Below are 22267 nucleotides of genomic sequence, written 5' to 3' on the forward strand. Positions count from 1 at the left end.
TCGCGGCACGCACCACATGAGCTCGAAGCGTGAACGGGGTGGTCCTGTGACATCTACTACTGAGGCAAGCAGTGCCTTCGGGACGCTCTTGCGGCAGTCCAGGCAGGCGGTCGGCCTGAGCCTGCGGCAACTGGCAGCCCGCGTCGGGTACGACCACAGCTACCTGTCGCAGGTGGAGCGCGGGCAGCGGCCGGGCTCTGCGGACTTGGCGCGGCTCTGCGACCGTGAGCTCGGCACCGGCGACCAGCTGACTGTCACCTTCGAGCGAAGGCCCTCCCACACAGCGCGGCCGGGGCAAACAGCCGACCCGTCGGAGCCGGCTTGGCAGCGGCTGGCCACCGCCGGTGTTGCGGACCAGGCGATCGCGCTCGACGATTTCCGGAGTACGCCGCCGCTTGTGCTGCTGCCCGATCTGGTGAGTGAGCTGCAGCTTCTGCAGGCCCGGGGCGGTGACGCGCTGCAGGCGGTCGAGCTGAGCATCCTGATCGCAGAGACCCTCACCGGACTTGGCCAACGACGTTCGGCGAGGCGATGGTGGTGGGCCGCCCATGCATCCGCAGTCGGCGCCGGAGAGGCGCTCGTGTGTGCGAGAGAGGCAATCAGCGGTCTCGCCGAGCGGCGTCCGTTGCTGACATTGCTGGAGCTGGCCGACAAAGCGGTCGCGCACCAGTCACCTAGCGCGGTGTCCCGTGCAGCGCGGGCGCTGGTCCTGGCCGAGCTTGGGCAGAGCGAGGAGGTACATCGTGCGCTGCAAGAGCTTGTGGGCATCGGCGACGACACCCTCGCCGCGCGGCCGGACTGGATGCCCTACCAGCTGCACTGGGCCGAGGGACGAGTGTGCGCGCGACTGGGGTACGGCGTACCGGGCTGCATCCTGCTCGAGCGAGCGAGAGAGCTCTGCCCGGAGGGCTGGATCGGCGAACGCGCGAAGCTCGACCTCGCCCAGGCCGAGAGTCTGGCTGTCGCCGGAGAGGTCCCAGCCGGCCTGGCCATGGCGCTGCGGGTCCTGGTCGAGCTGCCGCATGAGTGGCGCGACCTCTGGGTGGACGACGCTGCCGATCGAGTGCTCCGCGTAGCGCCCGAGAGCGAGCGCGGTGCAGTGGAGCTACGCAGGCTGCTGGCGACCAAGGGCCGGAGTGTGGGCAGCGGGTCGAGCTGGAGGTGAGGGCAGGGGTAGCGTGCGGTGAGTGACAGGTGAACAGCGGACAACGGCAGTGGCAGACAAGTGGGACTTCGCAGTCGAGCTGCGCAGTGATCCGGCCGGCGCCGAGGCTCGGGCGGCGGTACTCGCGGACCCGGCGTTCGGGCAGTCGTTCACCGACCACATGGTGGTTGCCAACTGGTCGCTGGATCAGGGCTGGCACGACGCCAAGGTGACGGCGTACGCGCCGCTGAAGCTGAGCCCCGCAGCTGCTGTCTTCCACTACTCGCAGGAGATCTTCGAGGGACTCAAGGCGTACCGGCACCCAGACGGCTCGGTCTGGGCCTTCCGACCCGACCGGAACGCCGCCAGGTTCTCCGCAAGCGCGGAGCGGCTGGCGTTGCCGCAGGTGCCGGAAGACGAGTTCGTCGCAGCACTGCGGGCGCTGGTGACTGTTGACGAAGCCTGGGTGCCGTCAGCCGAAGCCAGCGAGACGAGTCTGTATCTCCGTCCGTACATGATCGCCACTGAAGCCGCACTGAGCGTCCGGCCGTCGCACGAGGTGCTGTTCGGCGTCATCGCGTCACCAGCCGGTCCGTACTTCAACACCGGCCCCAAGCCGGTCTCCATCTGGCTGACGACCTCCACCATCCGCGCGACGCCGGGTGGGACGGGCGCGGCCAAGTGCGGCGGCAACTACGCGTCCAGCCTGGCCGGCCTGGCCGAGGCCGTAGCTAACGGCTGTGAGCAGGTCGCCTTCGTCGACGCGGTCGAGCACAAGTGGCTCGAGGAGATCGGCAGCATGAACATGTTCTTCGTGTACGCCGATGGCCGCATCGCCACGCCTGAGCTGAACGGCTCGATCCTCGAAGGCGTCACCCGCGCATCCGTGATCGAGCTCGCCGCCGACCTCGGCCACCCGGTCGAGGAACGCCGGATCTCCGCCGACGAGTGGCGCGACGGCGTACAGAACGGCGAGATCACCGAGGTCTTCGCCTCCGGCACCGCCGCCGTCATCACCCCGATCGGCCGCGTCGCCTGGCCCGAGGGCGATCTGACGATCGGCGACCACTCCGTCGACTACGGCGTCGGCCCTGTCACCGCGAAGATTCGCTCCACGCTGCTCGACCTCCAGTACGGCCGCACCCCGGACACCCGCGGCTGGCTCACGCGCCTGGCTTGATGCCGTTTGTCCCCGGCGCCAGCTAGGTTGGCACCATGGTGGCCAAGTCTCCGGCGATCGAGCTCGAAGTCGGCGAGCGGACGGTCCGGATCTCGAATCCGGACCGGGTGTACTTCCCTGCCCGCGGCGAGACCAAGCTGGACCTGGTCAAGTACTACCTGTCCGTCGGCGACGGCATCGTCAACGCGCTCCGCGAACGCCCGTGCATGATGCACAGGTTCCCCGAAGGCGTCGCGGGCGAGAAGGTTCACCAGAAACGGCTGCCCCACGGTGCGCCGCCGTGGATGGAAACGGTCCGCGTCAAGTTCCCGCGGTACAACCGGACGGCCGACGAGCTGTGCGTCACCGAGATCGCCCATGTGGCGTGGGCGGTGCAGATGTCGACGGTCGAGTTCCACCCGTGGAACTCCCGGCGCGCCGACACCGAGAAGCCCGACGAGTGGCGCATCGACCTCGACCCCATGCCCGATTGCCCGTTCGATCGGATACGCCGGGTCGCGCACACCGTCCACGAGGTGCTCGACGAACTCGGTGCCGTTGGCTACCCGAAGACGTCCGGCGGTTCGGGGATCCACATCTACGTCCGGGTCGAGCCGGCGTACGGCTTCTCCGACGTACGGCGTGCCGCGCTGGCGTTCGCGCGCGAGGTCGAGCGGCGTACTCCGGATGACGTGACGACGACCTGGTGGCGCAAGGACCGCGACCCGAAGAAGGTGTTCGTCGACTACAACCAGAACGCCCGCGACCACACGATCGCGAGCGCGTACTCCGTCCGCGGCAACCCCGAAGGCACGGTGTCGACCCCGATCCACTGGGACGAGATCGACGACGTGAACCCGAAGGACTTCACGATCCAGACCGTCCCGGCGCGGTACGCCGAGCTCGGCGACCTGCACGCGGATATCGACGACCACGTCTACTCGCTGGCCACGTTGATGGAATGGGCGGAGCGCGACGAACGCGACGGCGAGGAAGCGCCACCCGAGGATTAACCGACCAGCCCGTGGTGCAGCAGGTTGGTGAGCGTGTCGATCGCTGCCTGGTCGGTGATCGTCTGGCCGTTCGCCGGGTTCACCACCAGCCAGGTATAGGCGAATCCCTCCATCAGCGCGTTCATCGCCGAGATCGCGACGAGCGGATCAGCCGGCGACCGGGGCAGGTGGGAGAAGTGCTCCACCATGTGCTGGTCGTCATCCGCCATGATCTGCTGCAGCCGCCGGCCGAGCTCCGGATCCACCATCGCGGCCTGTTTGACCGCGATCATCTCCGGTAGATGTGCCTGGTAGAACCGCCAGAACGCTTCGACGTGCCAGCGGATCGCTGACAGCTTGCTGAAGTCGGGGTCGTGCCCGCCCACGTCGACGACGGCCTCGTCCGCCTCCGCGAGCATGTCGCGCAGCAGCGCCTCGAGCAGCTCTTCCTTGCCTGCGAAGTGGTTGTAGAACGACCCCGTCGCGCGGCCCGCGGCCGCGGTGATGTCGGTGATCTTCGTGTTCAGGTATCCGCGCTCGGCGAAGACTTCGCGCGCGGCCTGCTTGAGCGCCACCTCGGTCCCGGCCGCCCGTTGCCGGCGGCTCACCGTGTCGGTCACGACAACCTCCTTGACACCGAACCCTAGCCAGGTTCAAACTGAATCTGAATTCAGTGAATCACAATTCACCCAAGGAGACCACTATGAACGTCCTGATCGCCGGTGCCGGACCGACCGGACTGACCCTGGGAATCGAACTGGCCCGGCGCGGGATCGCGGTCCGCGTGATCGACAAGGCGACCGGGTTCTTCGACGGCTCGCGCGGCGACGGCCTGCAGCCGCGGACCCTCGAGGTCCTCGAGGACCTCGGCGTGGTGGACCAGGTGCTCGAGCAGAGCATCGCGATCCCGCTGATGAAGATCTACCTCGACGGCGAGCTGGTCGGCGAGCGCCGGATGGCCGAGCCCGTCGACCCGACCCCGGACATCCCGTACCCGAACGCCCGCATGCTCGGCCAGTCGCGGACCGAGAAGATCCTGCGCGACAAACTCGCGGAGTACGGCGTGAGCGTCGAGCTGGACACCGCGATCGTCGGCTTCAACCAGACTGACGACTCGGTCACCGCCGAGCTCTCCACCGGTGAGACCGTCGAGATCGACTACCTGGTCGGCGCGGACGGCGGCAGGAGCTTCGTCCGCAAGCAACTGGGCATCGCGTTCGAGGGCACCACCGACGAGTCGATCCGCACTCTGCTCGGCGATGTCGCGGCCGACGGGCTCGACCACGAGGTCGGCTACTGGTTCGCGACCAAGGACAACCCGATGGCCGGCATCGCGATGACTCCGCTGAGCGGCGGCGACCAGTTCCAGTTCGGCGCGCCGCTCGACGCGGACGACGCCGACACCTCGATCGAGGGCCTGCAGGCGCTCGTCGACAAGTACGCCGGTGCAGGTACTGCGAAGCTTCGCGATCTGACCTGGTCGACCGTATGGCGTCCGAACGTACGCCTCGCCGCGAAGTTCCGCGTCGGCCGTGTGTTCATCGCCGGCGATGCCGCTCACGTGCACCCGCCGACCGGCGGTCAGGGCCTGAACACCGGTGTGCAGGACGCGTACAACCTCGGCTGGAAGCTGGCGGACGGACGCGAAGAGGTGCTGGCGACCTACGAGACCGAGCGCCGGACCAACGCGATGCGGGTGCTGGGGATCAGCGAGGACCTGATGCAGAAGCACGTCGAAGGCGACGAGTCGGCGATGGAGCGCGGCGAGAACACTCGTCAGCTGGACGTGTCGTACCGCGACCCGTCGGACACCCGTCCGCTCGTCTCCGGGGACCGTGCGCCCGACGCACCGCTCGTAGATGCCTCCGGCAACAAAGTGCGGCTGTTCGAGCTGTTCCGCGGCCCCCACGAGACCCTGCTGCGCTTCTCCCCCACCACCCCTTCGACCCACGCGCACGCCGTCGACATCACCTCACCGGAAGCGTTCGCGATCTACCACGCGCAGCCAGGCGACGAGATCCTGATCCGGCCCGACGGTTACCTCGCTTAGGATTTTCGGGTGCAGACCCTGGATTCGGCCGCCGCCTACGATCGTGCTGTCGAGCTGGCGACACGAGGGCGGCGCCAGATCCTGGGGATCACCGGCGCGCCGGCCGCGGGCAAGTCGACGTACGCCGAGCAACTCGCCGCGAAGCTAGCCGCTGACGGTCATCAGGTCGCGCTGGTGCCGATGGACGGCTACCACCTCGCACAGTCGGTGCTGGAAGAGCTAGGGCTCGCTGACGTGAAGGGTGCACCGCACACGTTCGACGGCCACGGCTTCGTCGCGTTGCTGCGGAGACTGAAGGAATCGCCGGACGAGCAGATCTGGGCGCCGCGCTTCGACCGCAGCATCGAGGACTCGATCGCCGCGAGCATCGGCGTCCCACCTGCGGTGACGCTCGTTCTCACCGAGGGCAACTACTTGCTCCTCGACGAGCCGCCCTGGACGACCGTCCGCACGCTGCTCGATCAGTGCTGGTACGTCGAAGTACCCGAAGCGCTCCGCCACGCACGACTCGAGGCCCGGCACCGCGCCTTCGGCAGATCACGCGAGGAAGCGCACGAGCGGACCTACGGCTCCGACGAACGCAACGCGCACCTGATCGCCGCGACCGCACCGGCGGCCGACGCGATCATTCGTCCTTGACGCAGACCCGATCGATGAACGCGGCAACACCGTCCAGGTAGAGCTGCAGACCGAAGTCGAAGTCCGCCTCGTTGTCTTCCTCGAAGCTGCCGACCTCGTCGAACACACCGGCCTCGACCGTCCGCGCGACCGCCGGATAGACCCGCGGATCCGCGACCCGCCGCAGCGTCGAGCCGAACCGCTGAAAGGCATCCGGGTTGTCCGCGTACCCGGCCGCCAGGTCGAACGCCATCCGGATCTGGCCCTGCACGTAGGTGATCAAGCCCATCACCACGCCGACCTTCGCCTCCTCCGGCAGGCCGGTGTCCTTCAGCACTCCCAGCGCAGAGTCGAACCAGGCAAGGTTGTTCGGACCGGCAGGCGGACCCGAAATCGGTACCTTCGCGTACCACGTGTGCCGACGGATCGCCGCGAGTACGCCGTCCGCCCAGAACGTCAGCCCGGTCCGCCAGTCAACTCCCTCCGGCATCGGGTCCGGACGCTCGAGTGCGGCGTCCGACATGATCACGAGCAGTTCGTCCTTGCTCTTCACATGCCGATAGAGCGCCATCGTCGAGTTGCCGAGCCGCTCCGCGACGCGAGCCATGGAGACCGCCGCCAGATCCTCCGCGTCGGCGATCGCGATCGCGGCCCCGACGATGTCGTCGAGCGTCAGCGACGGCTTCGGCCCGCGCCGCGGGGTCTCCCGCAACCGCCACATCGCCGCGATGTCAGCCGGCAGCTCATCGTTCTCCACCGGGTCAGTTTAGGGCTTGCTTCGGGATACTGCGTAGATGCTACGCTATTTAGCGTATTCGATACGCAGTAAGGAGGGGCCGATGATCATCGAGGCAATCGGGCTTCGGAAGTCGTACGGCGCGAACGAAGTACTGACTGGAGTCGACCTGAGCGTCGAGGAGGGGTCGGTGCTTGCGCTGCTCGGCCCGAACGGCGCAGGCAAGACCACTGCAGTGCGCATCCTGACCACGCTGACCAAACCTGACTCCGGTACGGCGACCATCGCCGGGTACGACGTACTGCGCGAGCCGGCCCGCGTCCGCGGAGCGATCAGCCTCACCGGGCAGTACGCCGCGGTCGACGAGAACCAGACCGGTCGGGAGAACCTGGTGATGGTCGGTCGGCTGATGCATCTCGGCCGGCGTACTGCGCAGCGTCGTACGGCGGAGCTGCTGGAGCAGTTCGGGCTGACTGACGCGATGGACCGACGTGTGAAGACGTACTCCGGTGGCATGCGGAGGAAGCTCGATCTGGCGATGAGCCTGATCGCCCGGCCGCAGGTGATCTTCCTGGACGAGCCGACGACCGGGCTGGATCCGGCCAGCCGTTCGGCGATGTGGGACGCGATCGTCGAGCTGGTCCGGGGCGGTACGACGATCCTGCTCACAACGCAGTACCTGGAGGAGGCAGACCGGCTGGCGGATCGCGTCGTACTGCTCGACCACGGTCGGATCGTGGCGAGCGGTACAGCTGATGCACTCAAGACGCAGATCGGTGGCGAGCGGATCGAGCTGCGCTTCTCTGACGAAGTACAGCTGCTGAAAGCGACAGGAGTACTGGATGGAGTCGCCGGCGAACTGGTGCTGAACGTGCCGTCGGACGGTACGGCGGCTCACCTGCATCACGTGCTCGACGTACTCCGGGACAACGGGCTGGAGCCGGAGCGGGTCTCGTCGCACCGGCCGACGCTCGACGACGTGTTCCTCGCTCTTACGGCCTGAGAGGTTGCTCATGACACATGCAGTCACTGACGTGGTGACGATGATCGACCGCAGCGTGCGGCTGGCGCGGCGCAATGTCGACACGTTGTTCGCCTCGATCCTGTTGCCGTTGCTGATGATGGCGCTGTTCGTCTACGTGTTCGGCGGCGCGATCAACACGGGCACGGAGTACGTGAACTACGTCGTGCCGGGGATCCTGCTGCTCACCACCGGGTACGGCGCTGCGTCGACGGCGATGGTGGTCGCTGACGACATGAACAGCGGGATGATCGACCGGCTGCGCTCGCTGCCGATCCACAGCTTCGCCGTACTGACTGGACATGTCGTGGCGAGTGTTGCGCGCAACGCGGCGTCGACTGCGATCGTCATCCTTGCCTCGCTCGCCATGGGATTCCGCCCCGGCGGCGGAGTCGTCGACTGGCTCGCGGCTATTGGTCTACTGCTGCTCTACGTCGTCGCACTGTCCTGGCTGGCCGCAGGCCTCGGGGTGATTGCCAAGTCGGTGGAGTCGGCCAGCACTCTCAGCTTCTTCATGCTGTTCCTGCCGTACCTGAGTAGTGCGTTCGTACCGCCGGAGTCGATGCCTTCATGGCTGCAGCCGGTCAGCGAGCACCAGCCGATCACTCCGGTCATCGAGACCATCCGCAGCTTGCTGATCGGGACACCGATGGGCAACAGTGGACGACTCGCTCTGGCATGGTGTTCTGGTCTGCTCCTGTTCTCGGTAGTACTGGCGACTTCGCTGTATCGCAGACGCAACAGCCGCTGAGCGCAGGACTTGTACCGTTCGGCGAAGGTTTAGCGCTGAAACGACCAGGCGTGACCCCTTGGTCGCGTTAACGTCAAACTCCCCCCCAACGTGTGGTGGTCCCACTCCCCCCGGGACCCACACGGACGAGCGCCCCGATCACCGATCGGGGCGCTTTGTTTTCCAGATTTTTGTCGAGGCGGGTGTCGAATCCGGCCCTCCTGGTCCGACGTATCAGTAAGAGCGACCAAGGGAGAGGGTCAGAATGAACATCACCACCGACACCCGGAACATGATCATCAACATGCTGGCCGAGGGCAGCCCGGTCTGGTACGTCGCCGGCATGGTCAAGATGCGCAACCACGACGTCTACGCAGTCGGCCGAGAAGCCGGCTACCCGGACAAAGCGCAGCTGCGGCGAGCCGTCTGGGCCGCCCGGAACCGCACCCTGCAAGCAGCCTGACCACCTGTCCCAGGCCGCTCGAGCCGCTGCCTGCCCCTCTCACCAGGGGCGGACAGCGGCTTTCGTTTGTCAGACAGGACCTAGGGTGTTCGCGTGGATGATGTCAGCGTTGTGGACTACCACACGGCCGGCGAGCCATTCCGGATCGTGACGTCCGTGGAGATCCCGGGCGCGTCAGTGGCCGAGCGCCGGGTCGCGGCGCAGTCGACCGACGTGATCGACGCAGTACGACGGTTGCTGGTGAACGAACCGCGGGGCCATGCGGACATGTACGGCGGATTCGTCGTACCGGGTGATGACGACGGCGCTGACTTCGGCGTGGTGTTCTGGCACAAGGACGGGTACTCGACGGCGTGCGGGCACGGGACGATCGCGCTCGCGACGTGGGCGGTCGACACCGGTCTGGTCCAAGCTCAGGAGGTCGTCATCGATGTGCCGTCCGGACGGGTCACTGCGCGGGTGGATGGTTCGGGCGTTGCCTTCCGCAACGTTCCGTCGTACGTGCTGAAACGTGACGTGCCGGTGTCGACCGCTCGCGGGGACGTGCTGGCGGACATCAGCTACGGCGGCGCGTTCTATGCCTCGGTGCCTGCCTCGTCGGTCGGCTTGTCAGTGACACCGGAGTGCTACGCGGACCTGATCGCCGTCGGCCGCGAGATCAAGTGGGCGCTGGACCCGGTCGCTGTCCATCCCCACGATCCTCGACTGAGCGGTCTGTACGGCACGATCTTGTACGACGATCTCGGGACAGTCGACGGAGGTCCGCACCAGCGCAACCTCGCGGTCTTCGCCGACGGTGAGGCAGACCGCTCCCCCTGCGGCTCAGGTACGTCGGCGCGCCTGGCCCTCCTGCACGACGAGGGACGCCTCGGCCCCGATCAGGTCCTTCGCCATGACTCCATCGTCGGCACGACGTTCCTCGGCCGGGTCGTGGAGCAGACCGAGGCCGGCATCATCACCGAGGTCACCGGCAGCGCCTATCGCACCGGCACCTCCACCTTCACGCTCGATCCCCGCGACACGCTCGGCACCGGCTTCACTCTCCGCTGATCTCAGATTGCGACCGCCCACCGGCGGCGCGACCGCTAGCATCGGTCCCGGTCCCATCGATCCAGCGGAGGAAGCCTGATGATCTTCATCACCGCCAAGTTCCGGGTGAAGCCTGAACACGCCGACAACTGGCCGTCCATCACCGCCGACTTCACCAGCGCGACCCGCTCCGAGCCGGGTTGTCTGTGGTTCGACTGGTCCCGCTCCCTCGACGACCCGAACGAATACGTCCTGGTAGAGGCCTTCGCGGACGACGAAGCCGCCACCCACCATGTCACCTCGGCCCACTTCAAGGGGGCGCAGGAACACCTCCCGCCCCACCTCGTCGAGACACCCCGAATCGTCAACTTCAAGGTCCCCCAGGACGACTGGTCCGAGCTCGGCGAACTCGCCGTAAAGTAACGTCTCGACCCCGTAGGGTGACCGAGTCCGTCGCTCATACAGGAAGAGATCTTGGTCAGGACTGTTGCTGCCCTGGCGGGTTGCGCGGCCATAGCACTCGGTGGCGTCCCGCCGGACCCACCGGTCACGGACACCACACACATCCAGGTTTGGCTCGCGCCGAACCTGGCCGGTGCACCGAAGTCGCTTGAGGCAGCTGTACTCGGTGTGACCGGGCTGGGGACCTCCATGGCGACAGCTGCGCAGACAACGGCCGCGCGACCGGCCCCGTGCTCCCGCTACTGGGCGGAGCACGTGCGTACCTTCAGCCCGGCGTACCGAGGGCTCACCATGGTCGTCGGTGGCGGTTGCGACGACGACCAGGCGCTGCTCAACGCAGTACTCGCGGTACTGAAAGGCGATGGGCATCGACCGAGCGCCTCGATCGTCTCCAACTCCTGGCAGATCCCCATCGGCGACCTATCTCCGCAGACCGTGCATGCGCAACCGGCGTACCAGAAAGGCGTTGTCCCGCCGTCGATGTCGCACGTGCGAGTGGACGGTCGGACGGTGGTCAACAGAGCAGTGCCCGACATCGCGGCCGTCGCCGATCTCGACACCGGCATGCTCGCCGGCTACACGACCGACGGTCGCTATCAGACACAGGTGAATGCCGGGACCAGCCTCGCTGCCCCGCTGGTCGCCGGCATGGTGGCCGACGCACAGCAGGGGCAACGGTCCAGCTTCGGCTTCATCAACCCACTGATCTACAAGCTGTCCGGCACGCGAGCGCTCCACGACGTACTTCCAGTCACGCCGACAATCCCGCAGCAGAACAGGGCTGCCTACACGCCTGCTACCGCCGAGGACAGCGCGACCGTCGACGTCTTCGACTTGAGAGGTCCCGACACCGACCAGGTAACCGCCAAGGGCTACGACACCATCACTGGCGTTGGTACGCCCAACGGTCTCGCGTTCATCCTCGGTCTACGTCTGGCCTCCTAGCTACCGAACCAGCGGCTGTCCGAGCGGAAGCGCCTTGCCGCCGGTCGCCTGCGAACCCGAGCTGAAGAACAAGTAGACGCCGACCGCGGCGAAGACGAACACGACCACGCCGGCCAGCTTCAGCACGCCGGCCGATTGCTGCAGCGTGCCGATCAGGACCAGCACCAACGCGATCTCGATGAGCGCGAACAGCACCGTGTACGCAGCCGGCAGCCGGAGTGTCGCCAGGGTCAGCATGCCGATCACCACGATCCAGGAGATCAGGTACAAGCCCTGTGTATGAAGGACATCCGCGGCAACGATGCCGAACCAGTTGTGCGTCAGACCCAGGACGAGCATTCCGTAGCTCCACCAGAATCCCGCGAAGATACCGAACACTCCCGCCACCGCACTCTGGCCGACGGCTGCCGCCCAGATGGCCGCGATCGCCAGGCCGAGGCCGGTCGCTGCGACGATGATCGGGAGCGAGGCGCCGACGGCCGCGGCAGGCACGTATCCGACCAGTACGAGACCGAGTGCAACCGATCCCACGATGAAGCTCGGGAGACCGATCAGGGCTGGATCTCCGGTCACCGCTGGGGCCGCCGCAGCAGCAGGTTGGGCGAGTTCCTCTTGAGCGCTGTGGGCGTCGATAGTCGTCATGGTGAACTCCCTCTTCGGGGTGCATCCCCGGCTGTGATCAGTTTCACCACTTCGCTCCCGGCAGCATGTCTCGATTTGAGAGCCACCGGTTGGGCCACCGCTGAGCGAGCTGTCTCAAGATGAGATCCGCGCCGGCCTGCTGCGGTGTGACCATCCGTTAGGTGCCGGTACGCGCTCCTCGGTGCCGATCGAGTCACCCGCGTGGCCGACGAGATGGGAGTACAGATGAAGGCTCTCGTGTACCACGGACCTGGCCAGAAGGCATGGGAAGAGGTCCCGAACCCCACCATCAAGGACCCGACCGACGCGATCGTGAAGGTCGAGGCCACCACCATCTGCGGTACCGACCTACATATCCTCAAGGGCGACGTTCCCGCGGTGACCGATGGCCGGATCCTCGGCCACGAAGGCGTCGGTGTGGTCACCGAGGTCGGCTCCGGCTGCAAGAACGTCAAGGTCGGCGACCGGGTGATCATCTCCTGCATCAGCAAGTGCGGGACGTGTGACTACTGCAAGGCCGGCTTGACCTCACACTGCAAGACCCTTGGCGGCATCGGCTGGATCTTCGGGCATCTGATCGACGGGACCCAGGCCGAGTACGTGCGCGTACCCTTCGCCGACAACGGCCTGATCCCGCTGCCCGAGGGAGTCTCTGCCGAAGCAGGAACCATGCTGAGCGACATCCTGCCCACCGGCTACGAGATCGGCGTCCTGAACGGCGCCGTCAAGAGCGGGGACATCGTCGCCGTCATCGGCGCCGGACCTGTCGGGCTTGCCGCGATCATGACCGCGCGCACGGCCGGCGCCGCGGCCGTCATCGCCGTCGACACCAACAAGTTCCGGCTCGATCAGTCACGTGATTTCGGGGCGACCGAGACCCTCGAGGTGAGCTCCGGCCAGGACGTCGCAGCCGCACTGCGGGAGCTCAGTCCGGACGGGCTGGGCGTCGACGTCGCCATCGAGGCGGTCGGCCTGCCTGCAACCTTCGGTGCGGCCCTGGAGTCGGTCCGCCCCGGCGGCCATGTCGCCAACGTCGGCGTACACGGCGAGAGCGTGGAGTTCCCGATCGAGCGGCACTGGATCAACAACCTCACCATCACCACCGGACTCGTCAACGCCACCACCGCCCCCGAACTTCTCGAAAGCATCAAGACGGGCGCCATCGCCCCAGAGAAGTTCGTCACCCACCGATTCACCTACGACCAGTTCGACCAGGCCTACGACACCTTCTCCAACGCCGCCGAACAAGAAGCCCTCAAGGTCATCATCACCAACACCCAGTGACCCCTGGCACAAAGGCGAAGGCCCGGACCTGATGGTCCGGGCCTTCTGTGGTAGCGGGGGCAGGATTTGAACCTGCGACCTCTGGGTTATGAGCCCAGCGAGCTACCGAGCTGCTCCACCCCGCGCCGTTGTGTCTTTAGTTTAGAGGATCTGGGCTGAGCAACCAAATCGGTTCCCGGAGTGCCGAAATCCCGTGTTCGTCGGAGGCGGATCGGCGTACCTTCCGAGTATGTCCCGACACGTCATCCGTCCGTTCGAGGAGGCGGATCTGGCAGCCGCCGCCAGTCTGCTCGCCCAGCGGCACCGGGTGCACCGCAAGCGTCACCCTTTGCTTCCGGCGGACTACGAGGACGAGCGACTTGCTCTCGTCGAGGTGACCGCGGCCTGGGAGAGCGAGGGCGCGTCCGGCGCGGTCATGCTCGAGGGTGGCGAAGTCACCGGCTACCTCCTCGCTGCGCCCAAGCCGTCAACGACCTGGGGTCCGAACATCTGGGTCGAAGCCGCCGGCCACGCCGTCCGTGAGCCGGAACACATTCGCGACCTGTACGGCGCTGCCGCCGCGAAGTGGGTCGACGATGGCCGCATCGCGCACTACGTGCTGGTGCCCGATGACCCCGAGCTGATTAACGCCTGGTTCCGCCTGGCCTTCGGCTCGCAGCACGCGCACGCGGTCCGCCCGGTGCCCGACACTCCGTTGCCCCCGACACGCGATCTCGTCGTACGTCGTGCTGCCCGCGCGGACATCCCGGTACTCGCGGAGCTCGATCTTGTGCTGCCTCAGCATCAGGGTCTGTCGCCGGTGTTCTCGTCGGGTGGGATCCCGACGCTCGAGGAGGCGGTGGCGGACTGGGAGGAGTCGATCGACGACCAGGACTACGCGACCTTCGTTGCCGAGTACAACGGTCAGGTGATCGGGTCGGCGATCGGTTGCTCGCTGGACAAGTCGAGCGCGCACAACGGGCTGGCCAAGCCGGACAACGCCGGCTTCCTCGGGTTCGCGGCCGTACTGCCCTCGGCGCGCGGGCTCGGTGCCGGACGCGCGCTGGGCGAGACGGTGCTCCAGTGGTCGGCCGACACCGGCTACACGTCGGTCGTGACCGACTGGCGGGTGACCAACCTGTTGTCGTCACGGACGTGGCCGCGGCTCGGGTTCCAGCAGACGTTCCACCGGCTGCACCGGCTGATCGGTCACTGATTCCTGGTTGTCCACAGGATCGAATTCGCGTGTTCCGGCGCGGGCCGATCGCTGCATCTTCTTGGGTGTAAGGCGTCTCGCAGCAGGCGAGGCGTCCCCTTCCCCAGGAGGCAGTCATGTCGCGTTCACCGCTTCGTTCCCGAGTCGTGCCGTCCGCCCGTCGTATCGTGATCGGGAGCGCGGTCGTCCTGGCCTCACTCGGGCTCTCGGCGACCGTCCCTGCCTCAGCAACTTCGACGTACTCGATGGCATCTCCATCGACCGAGCAGAGGGCTGGCACCTTGGACGGCTTCGTGATCGAGAACCTCCCCGACGGCATCGGCACGCCGAGCGACTTCGCGTACGAGTGGGAGGACGTGTCCTTCCACAGCCGGCTCTGGGAGACCGGCCCGGATCCGGACGGGGCGTACAAGGTCGACCTCACCGTCAAGACGATCCGCGGCGAGAAGCTCACCGACCTCGAGGCCCTGCACAACTTCCTCGTCGAATACGAGGAGAAGGAGCCGGGATCGTGGCAGCTGACCCCGGTCAAGGTCGGTGGGTACGACGGTCTGTTCTCCGGCGACGAGGTGTTCTACTTCATCGCGCCGGGTGTCGCGGCCGAGGTGACGATCGACCACGACCGCTTCACCGACGAGGACGTGCTCGACACCGCTGCCGGCTTCCACCCGAAGTCCACGACCTGATGCCCTAGGCAACGGACTGGTGGCAACGGAACGGGGCGGCGACGTCGACTGGTGTCGGTGTCGCCGCCCCGGGAAGTTCCCTGCGACTCAGCCTGACGGCGAAGTCGGCGGACTCGTTGGTGTCGATGCCGGTGGAGACGACGGTGTCGACGGGCTCCCGGACGGCTTCGCGGTGGGTGTCGGCGTCGGGCTCGTCGTAGCTGCAGCAGCAGCCGCAGCCTTGTCGAGTGCCGCCTTCATCTGGTTGACGTTGGCCTGGTAGCCCGCGAGATCACCCTTCGTGAGGGCAGCCTGCGCCCGGGTGTACGCCGCCTGTGCGTCGGCCAGCGCCTGCTTGACGGTCTGGTTCGGCTGGTTTGCCGGCGGCGTCTTGGTGCCCGGTGGTTGCTCGCCCGTGTCGACGTTGGTGTTGAAGACCTTGCCCAAGGCTTCCCCGAGCGTCGAGCCGTAGGCGACCCGATCACCGAAGGACACCAGGACATATCTCAGCACGGGATAGCTACCGGGCCCGCTGGTCCGCACCGAGTAGACCGGCTGGACATATAGGAGACCACCGCCGAGCGGCAGCGTCAGCAGGTTGCCGTACTGCGCTCTGGCGCCGCTGCTCGGCTGGTTGATCGGGAGCAGCGCCTGTCTGATGCCTTCGTCGGTCTGGAACTTGTTGTAGACCTGGCCCGGCCCAGGTATCTGCAGGTTGCCGGGCAATCGCAATATTCGGAACTTGCCGTAGTCCGGAGATGTCGCCTCGGAATCGACGGCCATGAAGGCAGTGAGGTTCTCCCGTTCGGCGTTCGGGACGTAGACCGACGTCAGCGAGAACTTCGGATCGGTCTGATCGGGCATCCGCAACGAAAGATAGAAAGGAGGCTGGCTGATATGAGTCGTCGAGTCGCCGCCGGACGAGACCGCGGTCGGGTCGTCCGGGACGCGCCACAGGTCGCTGTTCTGGTACCAGGTGGTGGCGTCGGTGACGTGGTACTTCGCGAGCAGATCGCGCTGCACCTTGAACATGTCCTCCGGGTACCGCAGGTGCGACAACAGGTCCGGCGAGATGGCCGAGCGCGGCTTGACCGTGCCCGGGAAGGCCTTCATCCAGGTCTTGAGGACCGGGTCGCTCTCGTCCCACGCGTACAGCTCGACCGAGCCGTCGTAGGCGTTGACCACGGCCTTGACCGAGTTCCGGATGTAGTTGATCTTCTCGCTCGGCTGCTGCGCGATCGTGCCGCGGCCGGTGGTGGTGTCGCGGGTGCTGACATCCAGGGCGACCTTCTCGGAGTACGGGTAGTTGTCCGAGGTGGTGTAGCCGTCGACGATCCAGACGACCTGGCCGTCGACGATCGCCGGGTACGGGTCACCGTCCGGTGTCAGCCACGGGGCCGCCTTCTCGACCCGCTCGCGCGGGGTGCGGTCGTAGAGGATCTTCGAGTCGGAGTTCACCCGGCTCGACAGCAGGATGTTCGCGTCCCGGAACTTGGTTGCGTAGAGCAACTTGTTTCCGAACGACCCGATCGAGACACCACCCTTGCCGTGGTAGGTGTTCAGCGTCGGGTCGCCGCCGGTCTTGCCTTCCGGAGTGTCGAGCTCTACCGGCTGGCCACCTTCCGGGCCGCCGACGATCGAGTAGTCCGGCGACTGCTCGCCGAAGTAGATCCGTGGCTCGTAGTCTCCGAGCTGGCCGGTCGGTGGCAGGTCCTTCTCGGTCCAGACCGGCGTACCGTCCGCGGCCCGCTGGTTCCCGTTCGCTGCGACGACGCCGTACCCGTGGGTGTAGACGGTGTGGTCGTTGTTCCAGTTGCGCTGGCCGGCCGGCAGCCGGTCGACCTGGACCTCGCGGACGGCGATGACGGTGTCGTTGACCTTGCCACCGATCTTGTACCGGTCGACGTCGAGATCGGTCGGGAACGAGTAGAAGCCGCGCACCTGCTGGAGCTGCTCGAAGGTCGGCCCGACAACGCTCGGGTCGATCAGCCGAATACCTGGCAGCACTTCGGTGTCCTGCACCAGTTCGGCCGGCGTCGCCGTCGTCTTTGCCGGGTAGTCAGTGATCTCGGTCGCCGCGAGCCCGTAGGCATCACGCGTGGCCTCGATGTTCTTGGTGATGTAGGGCCCTTCCTTCACCGGCTCGCTCGGCCGCACCCGCAACTGCTGGAGAGCGGCCGGCCAGAGAGCGCCGAGGAGGATTGCCGACAAGATCAGCACGACCGTGCCGACACCGGGCAGCAGCCAGGTCCGGCGGACCACATTGGCGAAGAACAGACAGGCACACAGGACTGCTATGACGGCCAGGATCTCTTTGCTGGGCAGGATCGCGTTGTCACCGGTATAGGAGATACCGGTGAAGAGCCGACTGTCCGAGGTTGTGAGGCCGAAGCGGTCGAGCCAGTAGCTGAAGGCCTTGAGCAGCACCAGCAGACCGAGCAGGACGGAGAACTGCACCTGCGCCGCGCCGGAGGCCTTCTGCCCCTTCGCGGACGGACGGAAGCCGCCGTACAGGTAGTGCGTGATGATGGCGGCGACCAGCGACAGCAGGACGATCGAGTAGCCGAAGCCGAGCAGGACGCGCAGCCATGGGTAGTCGAAGACGAAGAACGCGATGTCCTTGTTGAAGTGTTTGTCGGTGACTCCGAAGGGGGTCCGGTTCTTCCAGGCCAGGAAGACCTTCCACTCCCCCGACGCGGCAGAGCCGCCGAAGACCAGCATGAGGGTCGCGACCACGCCGACCGCGATCTTCCCGTGCTGCTGCAACAGGTCGCCGTACCGCTCGAAGCCGGGGCTGGGCGACGGCGCCAGGGCGACGCGGGGACGGGTACGGAACGCGACGATGATGTTCGCGACGACAGCGGCGGCCATCAGCAGACCGACGATCACGAACAGCAGCACGCGGGTCCCGAGCACGGTGCTGAAGACCGAGCCGAGGTCGACCGAGCGGTACCAGAGCCGTTGGGTCCAGACATCGGTGAAGACGCTGAAGAGGATCAAGAGGACGATCAGGGTTGCGATCGTCGGCAGCAAGGCCCGAGGACGTCCGCCTGTTCGCCGCGATCTGCGGGCCGGTGGCTCCTCCGGCATGTCGTAGACGCCGTCGCTCATCGTCGCTTCTCCTCGTCGTCACTCATGCCGTCGACCCCAGGACCATCGGCCGGCCGGCTGCCGACCGAAGGTTCGAATGTCAAAGACAGTACTTCGCACAGCGTGGGGACCAAGTCGACGCCGGAAAGCACCGCGCCGTCCTCGTCGTGCTCACGGAGCCTGACGGCGCCGAACCGCCCGCCGTCCCGCAGCACCGCCGCGACCATCCGGACCTCGTGCCGGCGCGGATCGCTGCCGGCCAGCTGGGCCAGTTGGGAGTCCGACTCGACGCTGGACAGACCGGCTTCGGCCGAAGCCGGGAGCACGATCCGCTCGATCGCCAGCGCGCAGCCGGCGACTCCGTCGGGCCATTCGATCCGGCCGAGCGCATCGGCCAGGTTGTCGTCCTCGAGAGCGCCGGGAAGCTCACCCTGCGCGACCGGGGTGAGCGGCTGGGAGGCGTCATCGGCGCCGAGCTGCTCGGCCAGCTGCGGTTCGGCGCGGAGCAGCTCCTCGGTCGGGACCAGCGCGAACAACTGCGCGGGCTGGTCCCAGCCCGCGCTGCTCACGTGCTTCTCGATCTCGATCACCGCGCGGTTGAGCGCGTCAGGAGGCAGCGTGCCTACGGATTCCATGCCGGCAGGTCTTCCCTTCGGGTCACCGGGACGTACGGGTCCCTCATCAACTGCACGACGGAACATCTCCCTTGCCGCTGGCGACAGCCTGCAGCGCGCTGATCGCGCCGGTCAGCGTGCTGATCTTCACCAGCCGGATGTCCTTCACACCGGCATGCAGTGCGGCTTCGCAGTTCGGCGCCGGAACCAGGAAGACCGTGGCGCCGTCGTTCCTGGCGCCGGCGATCTTCTGCTGGATGCCGCCGATAGCACCGACCTCGCCGAGCGCGTCGATCGTGCCCGTGCCGGCAACGTGCTTGCCGTCCAGCAACGGGCCCGGGGTCAGCTTGTCGTAGATGGCCAGCGCGAACGCCGTGCCGGCGCTCGGGCCGCCGATGTCCTGGCCGAGGTTGACCGTGACCTTGACCTGCGATTCGACGCCGATCGAGATCCCGACCATCGGGCGGGTCGCGTCGCCGGGAGTCGCGGCGGTCTTCAACTGGACGGTCTGCTCTTCGGTGCCGCGGCGGATCAGGAAGACGACGTTCTCGCCGACCTTGTGCTTGCGGACGAAGTCACCGACCTGCGGGACCTGGGTCACGGCCTGACCGTCGACAGCCAGCACGATGTCGCCGGGCTTCAGCTTGCCCTGGGCCGGCGTCTTGTCCGCGACCGTCGACACCTTCGTATGGAACGGGACCTTCGCCGCCTGCAGCGCGGCCGCGACCGCGCTGTCCTGCGAGCCGGTCATCTCGGCGGTGTTCTGCTCCTGGACCTGGTCGGCGCTCTGGTCCGGCGGATAGATGATGTCGCGCGGGAACAGGTCGTGGTGCGGGTCGAGCCAGTTGCGCATCGCCTGCGGCAGGGTCAGCTGACGATCCGGCGAGGTGACGGACACCGTAGTCAGGTCAAGCTGCCCGGTGGTCGGGAACGTCTCGTGCCCGGTGATCTCGATGACGGGCTTGTTCTTCGCCGATCCCAGGGTGTCCTTGACCGGACCGGGGCTGAACGAGACGAACGGCACCGGGAACGCGGTCACCAGCCCGAGCGAGACGAGAAGCACGACGATCGAGGTGACCAATGTGGCGGTACGACGTGTCACGAACCCTGCCCTGCGATCTTGGTGGAGGCCTGCTGATGATTACGACGACCCAGGCCCCTGCGACGTTCCGGAGTGGCCCGCGGACCGGGCGCGGCGATTGCGGCGTTGAAGCGCCGGAAGTCCTCGACCGAGGCGAAGGCGCCGCCGGACCGGGGCCGCTCGCGGCTGCGCCAGCCACGCCAGGCCGCCCAGCACATCGCCAGCAGCGTGGCGACCAGCGGGAACGCCAGCCACGCCAAAACCTTCATCCGGCCACCTTCATGCGCCCAGCGTACGGGTCAGTGAGCGCCGACCCACTCGCTGCCACCGTCGATGAAGTGCTGGTGTTTCCAAATCGGGACCTCGGCCTTGAGATCGTCGATCAGCCGCCGGCACGCGGCAAAGGCCACATCCCGGTGCGATGCCGCCACCGCGACGATCACGGCCGCGTCACCGATCTTCAGGTCGCCGGTCCTGTGGACAGCGGCCAGCGCGGTCACCGCGGGGTCGTCACAGATACGCTGCGCAACCTTCCGCAGGTGCTCCAGCGCGTCGGGATGCGCCTCGTAAGCCAGTTTGTCGACCGGCTGCTCGTGGTCGTGGTTGCGCACAGTGCCGATGAAGATCGCGGTTCCACCCGCCGTCGGATCAGCAACAGCCGCCAGCACCTCGTCGCTGGACAACGGACTGTCCCGTATGTCCAGCAGCCTGATCGCGTCGCTCATCTGTCCCTCATTCCCGCCGGTCCCCCGTGCTCACACGCACACCATCCCATCCCCCGTCGCGCAATTCTCCCTCCCGAGCCACCCTCTCCACACATCCCCTCCCCTCATTACCGGCATTTCGGCGTACCAGGCGCTTCGGTGCGTGGTGTGCCGCACACCCGGAGAGACTGTTGCCTTCCTCACCTACCGGCGAACACGAGCGGTGATGCGTTCGCCGGTGGAGGAACTCATGGACGGAACCAGTACGTTGGAGTTGTACGCCCCACCCGCACAGGAAGGCCCTCCGATGAGCGACGAACCGGACAACCCGGACAACCCGTTCAAGGGAACGCCGTTCGAGGCCATGTTCCAGCAGTTCTCCGGCGCGGCCGGCGCGGGCGGCACCCCGGACCTGAACGCGATCTTCGCCCAGGTCCAGCAGTTGCTCAGCGGTTCGACCGACGGCAAGCCGGTGAACTGGGACCTGGCCAAGGACATCGCCCGCAAGACCGTCGCCACCGCCGGGGACCGGTCGATGACGTCTGCCGACGGCGATCGCGTCGCCGACGCGGTCCGGCTCGCCGAGCACTGGCTGGACGAGGCGACCACGCTGCCCGAGGTGTCTGCCACCTCTGCGGCCTGGAGCCGCGCCGAGTGGGTCGAGAACACGCTTCCGGTGTGGCAGACGGTGGTCGACCCGGTCGCCGAACACGTCGCAGGTGCGATGGGCAATGCACTGCCCGCCGAGGCACAGCAGTTCGCGGGCCCGATGGCCGGGATGTTGCGGCAGTTGGGCGGTTCTGTCTTCGGGGCCCAGGTCGGCCAGGGGCTCGGGGAGCTCGCGAGCGAGGTTGTCAGCTCGTCCGACATCGGGCTGCCGCTCGGGCCGACCGGCCAGGCGATCCTGCTGCCCGACAACGTCGCGAAGTTCGCCGAGGGACTTGGGCTGACCGACGAGGACGTTCGGCTGTATCTGGCGCTGCGCGAGGTGGCGCACCAGCGGCTGTACGCGGGCGTGCCGTGGCTGCGGCAGCACCTGCTGGCCGCGGTCGCCGACTACGCGGCCGGTATCGAGGTCGACACGGGCAAGATCGAGCGCGCGATGGCCGACATCGACCCGCAGAACCCGGAGGCCATGCAGGAGGCGCTCGCGGGCGGCCTCTTCGAGCCCGAGGACTCCGAGCAGCAGAAGGCGGCACTCGTCCGGCTCGAGACGACGCTCGCGCTGGTCGAGGGCTGGGTGGACGATGTCGTACGCGAAGCGACCAGGGACCGGATGCCGTCGGCGATCCAGCTCTCCGAGACAGTACGGCGCCGTCGGGCGGCTGGTGGTCCGGCCGAGCAGACGTTCGCGACTCTCGTTGGTCTTCAGCTTCGGCCGCGACGGCTGCGCGACGCGGCCAACCTGTGGGCCGCCGTTCGCGACGCTCGCGGAGTCGACGGTCGCGACAACCTGTGGTCGCACCCTGACCTGATGCCGAGCACTGCTGACCTCGATGACCCCATCGGGTTCGCGCAGCACGCGGGCGAACTCTCCAACATCGACATCTCCGACTTCCTGACCGACGAAGACAAGCCGACCGACTCCACCTCGGACGACGACGGCGACAACCCCACCAAGTAGTCGTTCCCGGGTCGCGGGG

23 protein-coding genes and 1 tRNA gene are annotated in these 22267 nt (G+C 67.0%); 15 read left to right on the forward strand and 9 right to left on the reverse strand.

Features of this window, described 5'->3' with window-relative positions; all coding sequences use genetic code 11:
* Window positions 1–46: 46 nt before the first annotated feature.
* From EV645_RS03840 to ligD, 3 genes are read left to right on the forward strand one after another with little or no spacing between them, the layout of a single operon-like run.
* Complete coding sequence (locus EV645_RS03840; RefSeq protein ID WP_157996998.1) at window positions 47–1165, forward strand: helix-turn-helix domain-containing protein; 1119 nt, start codon at window positions 47–49, stop codon at window positions 1163–1165.
* Between the two features lie 49 nt (window positions 1166–1214).
* Window positions 1215–2324, forward strand: a complete 1110-nt coding sequence (locus tag EV645_RS03845) for a branched-chain amino acid aminotransferase (RefSeq protein ID WP_130439798.1) — start codon at window positions 1215–1217, stop codon at window positions 2322–2324.
* Window positions 2325–2359: 35 nt separating this feature from the next.
* Window positions 2360–3316, forward strand: a complete 957-nt coding sequence (gene ligD / locus EV645_RS03850; RefSeq protein WP_130439800.1) for a non-homologous end-joining DNA ligase — start codon at window positions 2360–2362, stop codon at window positions 3314–3316.
* On the opposite strand, the gene EV645_RS03855 is transcribed toward ligD, so the two are convergent.
* On the reverse strand, window positions 3313–3915 hold the full coding sequence (locus tag EV645_RS03855) for a TetR/AcrR family transcriptional regulator (RefSeq protein ID WP_198681453.1): 603 nt from the start codon (window positions 3913–3915) through the stop codon (window positions 3313–3315). The genes ligD and EV645_RS03855 overlap by 4 nt on opposite strands.
* 83 nt (window positions 3916–3998) lie before the next feature.
* Here EV645_RS03855 and EV645_RS03860 point away from each other — a divergent pair, with 83 nt between their 5' ends.
* Window positions 3999–5345 (forward strand): FAD-dependent monooxygenase, encoded by a 1347-nt coding sequence (locus EV645_RS03860; RefSeq protein WP_130439802.1) that lies wholly within the window; start codon window positions 3999–4001, stop codon window positions 5343–5345.
* 9 nt (window positions 5346–5354) lie between these two features.
* A complete protein-coding gene (locus EV645_RS03865) occupies window positions 5355–5984 on the forward strand; it encodes a nucleoside/nucleotide kinase family protein (RefSeq protein WP_130439804.1) in 630 nt (209 codons plus the stop codon).
* Here the strand turns inward: EV645_RS03865 and EV645_RS03870 are convergent.
* The gene (locus tag EV645_RS03870) at window positions 5971–6720 is read right to left on the reverse strand and encodes a TetR/AcrR family transcriptional regulator C-terminal domain-containing protein (protein ID WP_242000192.1); all 750 of its coding nucleotides are present in this window, start codon (window positions 6718–6720) and stop codon (window positions 5971–5973) included. The genes EV645_RS03865 and EV645_RS03870 overlap by 14 nt on opposite strands.
* Before the next feature lie 82 nt (window positions 6721–6802).
* Between EV645_RS03870 and EV645_RS03875 the strand changes: the two genes are divergently transcribed.
* The 6 genes from EV645_RS03875 to EV645_RS03900 all read left to right on the forward strand — a co-directional run bounded on the left by EV645_RS03875 (window position 6803) and on the right by EV645_RS03900 (window position 11349).
* Window positions 6803–7702, forward strand: a complete 900-nt coding sequence (locus EV645_RS03875; RefSeq protein ID WP_130439806.1) for an ATP-binding cassette domain-containing protein — start codon at window positions 6803–6805, stop codon at window positions 7700–7702.
* Between the two features lie 10 nt (window positions 7703–7712).
* Window positions 7713–8471: an ABC transporter permease gene (locus tag EV645_RS03880; protein WP_130439808.1), complete on the forward strand. Its 759-nt coding sequence runs from the start codon at window positions 7713–7715 to the stop codon at window positions 8469–8471.
* 244 nt (window positions 8472–8715) lie between these two features.
* Window positions 8716–8913 carry a hypothetical protein gene (locus EV645_RS03885; protein ID WP_130439810.1) on the forward strand — a complete coding sequence of 66 codons (198 nt, stop codon included), beginning with the start codon at window positions 8716–8718 and terminating at the stop codon, window positions 8911–8913.
* Window positions 8914–9006: 93 nt separating this feature from the next.
* Window positions 9007–9963 (forward strand): proline racemase family protein, encoded by a 957-nt coding sequence (locus EV645_RS03890; RefSeq protein WP_130439812.1) that lies wholly within the window; start codon window positions 9007–9009, stop codon window positions 9961–9963.
* 78 nt (window positions 9964–10041) lie between these two features.
* Window positions 10042–10365, forward strand: a complete 324-nt coding sequence (locus EV645_RS03895) for a putative quinol monooxygenase (RefSeq protein WP_130439814.1) — start codon at window positions 10042–10044, stop codon at window positions 10363–10365.
* 294 nt (window positions 10366–10659) lie between these two features.
* Window positions 10660–11349, forward strand: a complete 690-nt coding sequence (locus EV645_RS03900; RefSeq protein ID WP_198681454.1) for a S8 family serine peptidase — start codon at window positions 10660–10662, stop codon at window positions 11347–11349.
* Here EV645_RS03900 and EV645_RS03905 read toward each other — a convergent pair whose 3' ends face one another.
* A complete protein-coding gene (locus tag EV645_RS03905) occupies window positions 11350–11991 on the reverse strand; it encodes a GPR1/FUN34/YaaH family transporter (RefSeq protein ID WP_130439816.1) in 642 nt (213 codons plus the stop codon). It lies immediately after the preceding gene.
* A 225-nt stretch (window positions 11992–12216) separates the two neighbouring features.
* Here EV645_RS03905 and EV645_RS03910 point away from each other — a divergent pair, with 225 nt between their 5' ends.
* Window positions 12217–13275: a zinc-dependent alcohol dehydrogenase family protein gene (locus EV645_RS03910; protein ID WP_130439818.1), complete on the forward strand. Its 1059-nt coding sequence runs from the start codon at window positions 12217–12219 to the stop codon at window positions 13273–13275.
* A gap of 48 nt (window positions 13276–13323) precedes the next feature.
* Here the strand turns inward: EV645_RS03910 and EV645_RS03915 are convergent.
* Window positions 13324–13400 (reverse strand) — tRNA-Met (locus EV645_RS03915).
* Between the two features lie 104 nt (window positions 13401–13504).
* On the opposite strand from EV645_RS03915, the gene EV645_RS03920 reads away from it, so the two are divergent.
* Window positions 13505–14470, forward strand: a complete 966-nt coding sequence (locus tag EV645_RS03920; RefSeq protein WP_242000193.1) for a GNAT family N-acetyltransferase — start codon at window positions 13505–13507, stop codon at window positions 14468–14470.
* A 116-nt stretch (window positions 14471–14586) separates the two neighbouring features.
* Window positions 14587–15156 (forward strand): hypothetical protein, encoded by a 570-nt coding sequence (locus EV645_RS03925; RefSeq protein WP_130439820.1) that lies wholly within the window; start codon window positions 14587–14589, stop codon window positions 15154–15156.
* A gap of 87 nt (window positions 15157–15243) precedes the next feature.
* On the opposite strand, the gene EV645_RS03930 is transcribed toward EV645_RS03925, so the two are convergent.
* The 5 genes from EV645_RS03930 to EV645_RS03950 are packed head-to-tail and all read right to left on the reverse strand — an operon-like array spanning window position 15244 to window position 20645.
* Entirely contained in the window at window positions 15244–18246 is a 3003-nt protein-coding gene (locus tag EV645_RS03930) for a UPF0182 family membrane protein (RefSeq protein ID WP_130439822.1), read from the reverse strand.
* The gene (locus tag EV645_RS03935) at window positions 18243–18860 is read right to left on the reverse strand and encodes a PPA1309 family protein (protein ID WP_198681455.1); all 618 of its coding nucleotides are present in this window, start codon (window positions 18858–18860) and stop codon (window positions 18243–18245) included. The genes EV645_RS03930 and EV645_RS03935 overlap by 4 nt, the downstream gene beginning before the upstream one ends.
* Window positions 18861–18906: 46 nt before the next feature.
* Window positions 18907–19941, reverse strand: coding sequence for a YlbL family protein (locus EV645_RS03940; RefSeq protein ID WP_130439824.1), 1035 nt, complete (start codon window positions 19939–19941; stop codon window positions 18907–18909).
* Window positions 19938–20189, reverse strand: coding sequence for a hypothetical protein (locus tag EV645_RS03945; protein ID WP_130439826.1), 252 nt, complete (start codon window positions 20187–20189; stop codon window positions 19938–19940). The genes EV645_RS03940 and EV645_RS03945 overlap by 4 nt, the downstream gene beginning before the upstream one ends.
* A gap of 30 nt (window positions 20190–20219) precedes the next feature.
* Window positions 20220–20645: a molybdenum cofactor biosynthesis protein MoaE gene (locus tag EV645_RS03950; RefSeq protein ID WP_130439828.1), complete on the reverse strand. Its 426-nt coding sequence runs from the start codon at window positions 20643–20645 to the stop codon at window positions 20220–20222.
* Window positions 20646–20931: 286 nt separating this feature from the next.
* Here EV645_RS03950 and EV645_RS03955 point away from each other — a divergent pair, with 286 nt between their 5' ends.
* Window positions 20932–22248, forward strand: coding sequence for a zinc-dependent metalloprotease (locus EV645_RS03955; protein WP_130439830.1), 1317 nt, complete (start codon window positions 20932–20934; stop codon window positions 22246–22248).
* Window positions 22249–22267: the final 19 nt, after the last annotated feature.

It is taken from the genome of Kribbella rubisoli (genome assembly GCF_004217145.1).
Lineage (GTDB): Bacteria > Actinomycetota > Actinomycetes > Propionibacteriales > Kribbellaceae > Kribbella > Kribbella rubisoli.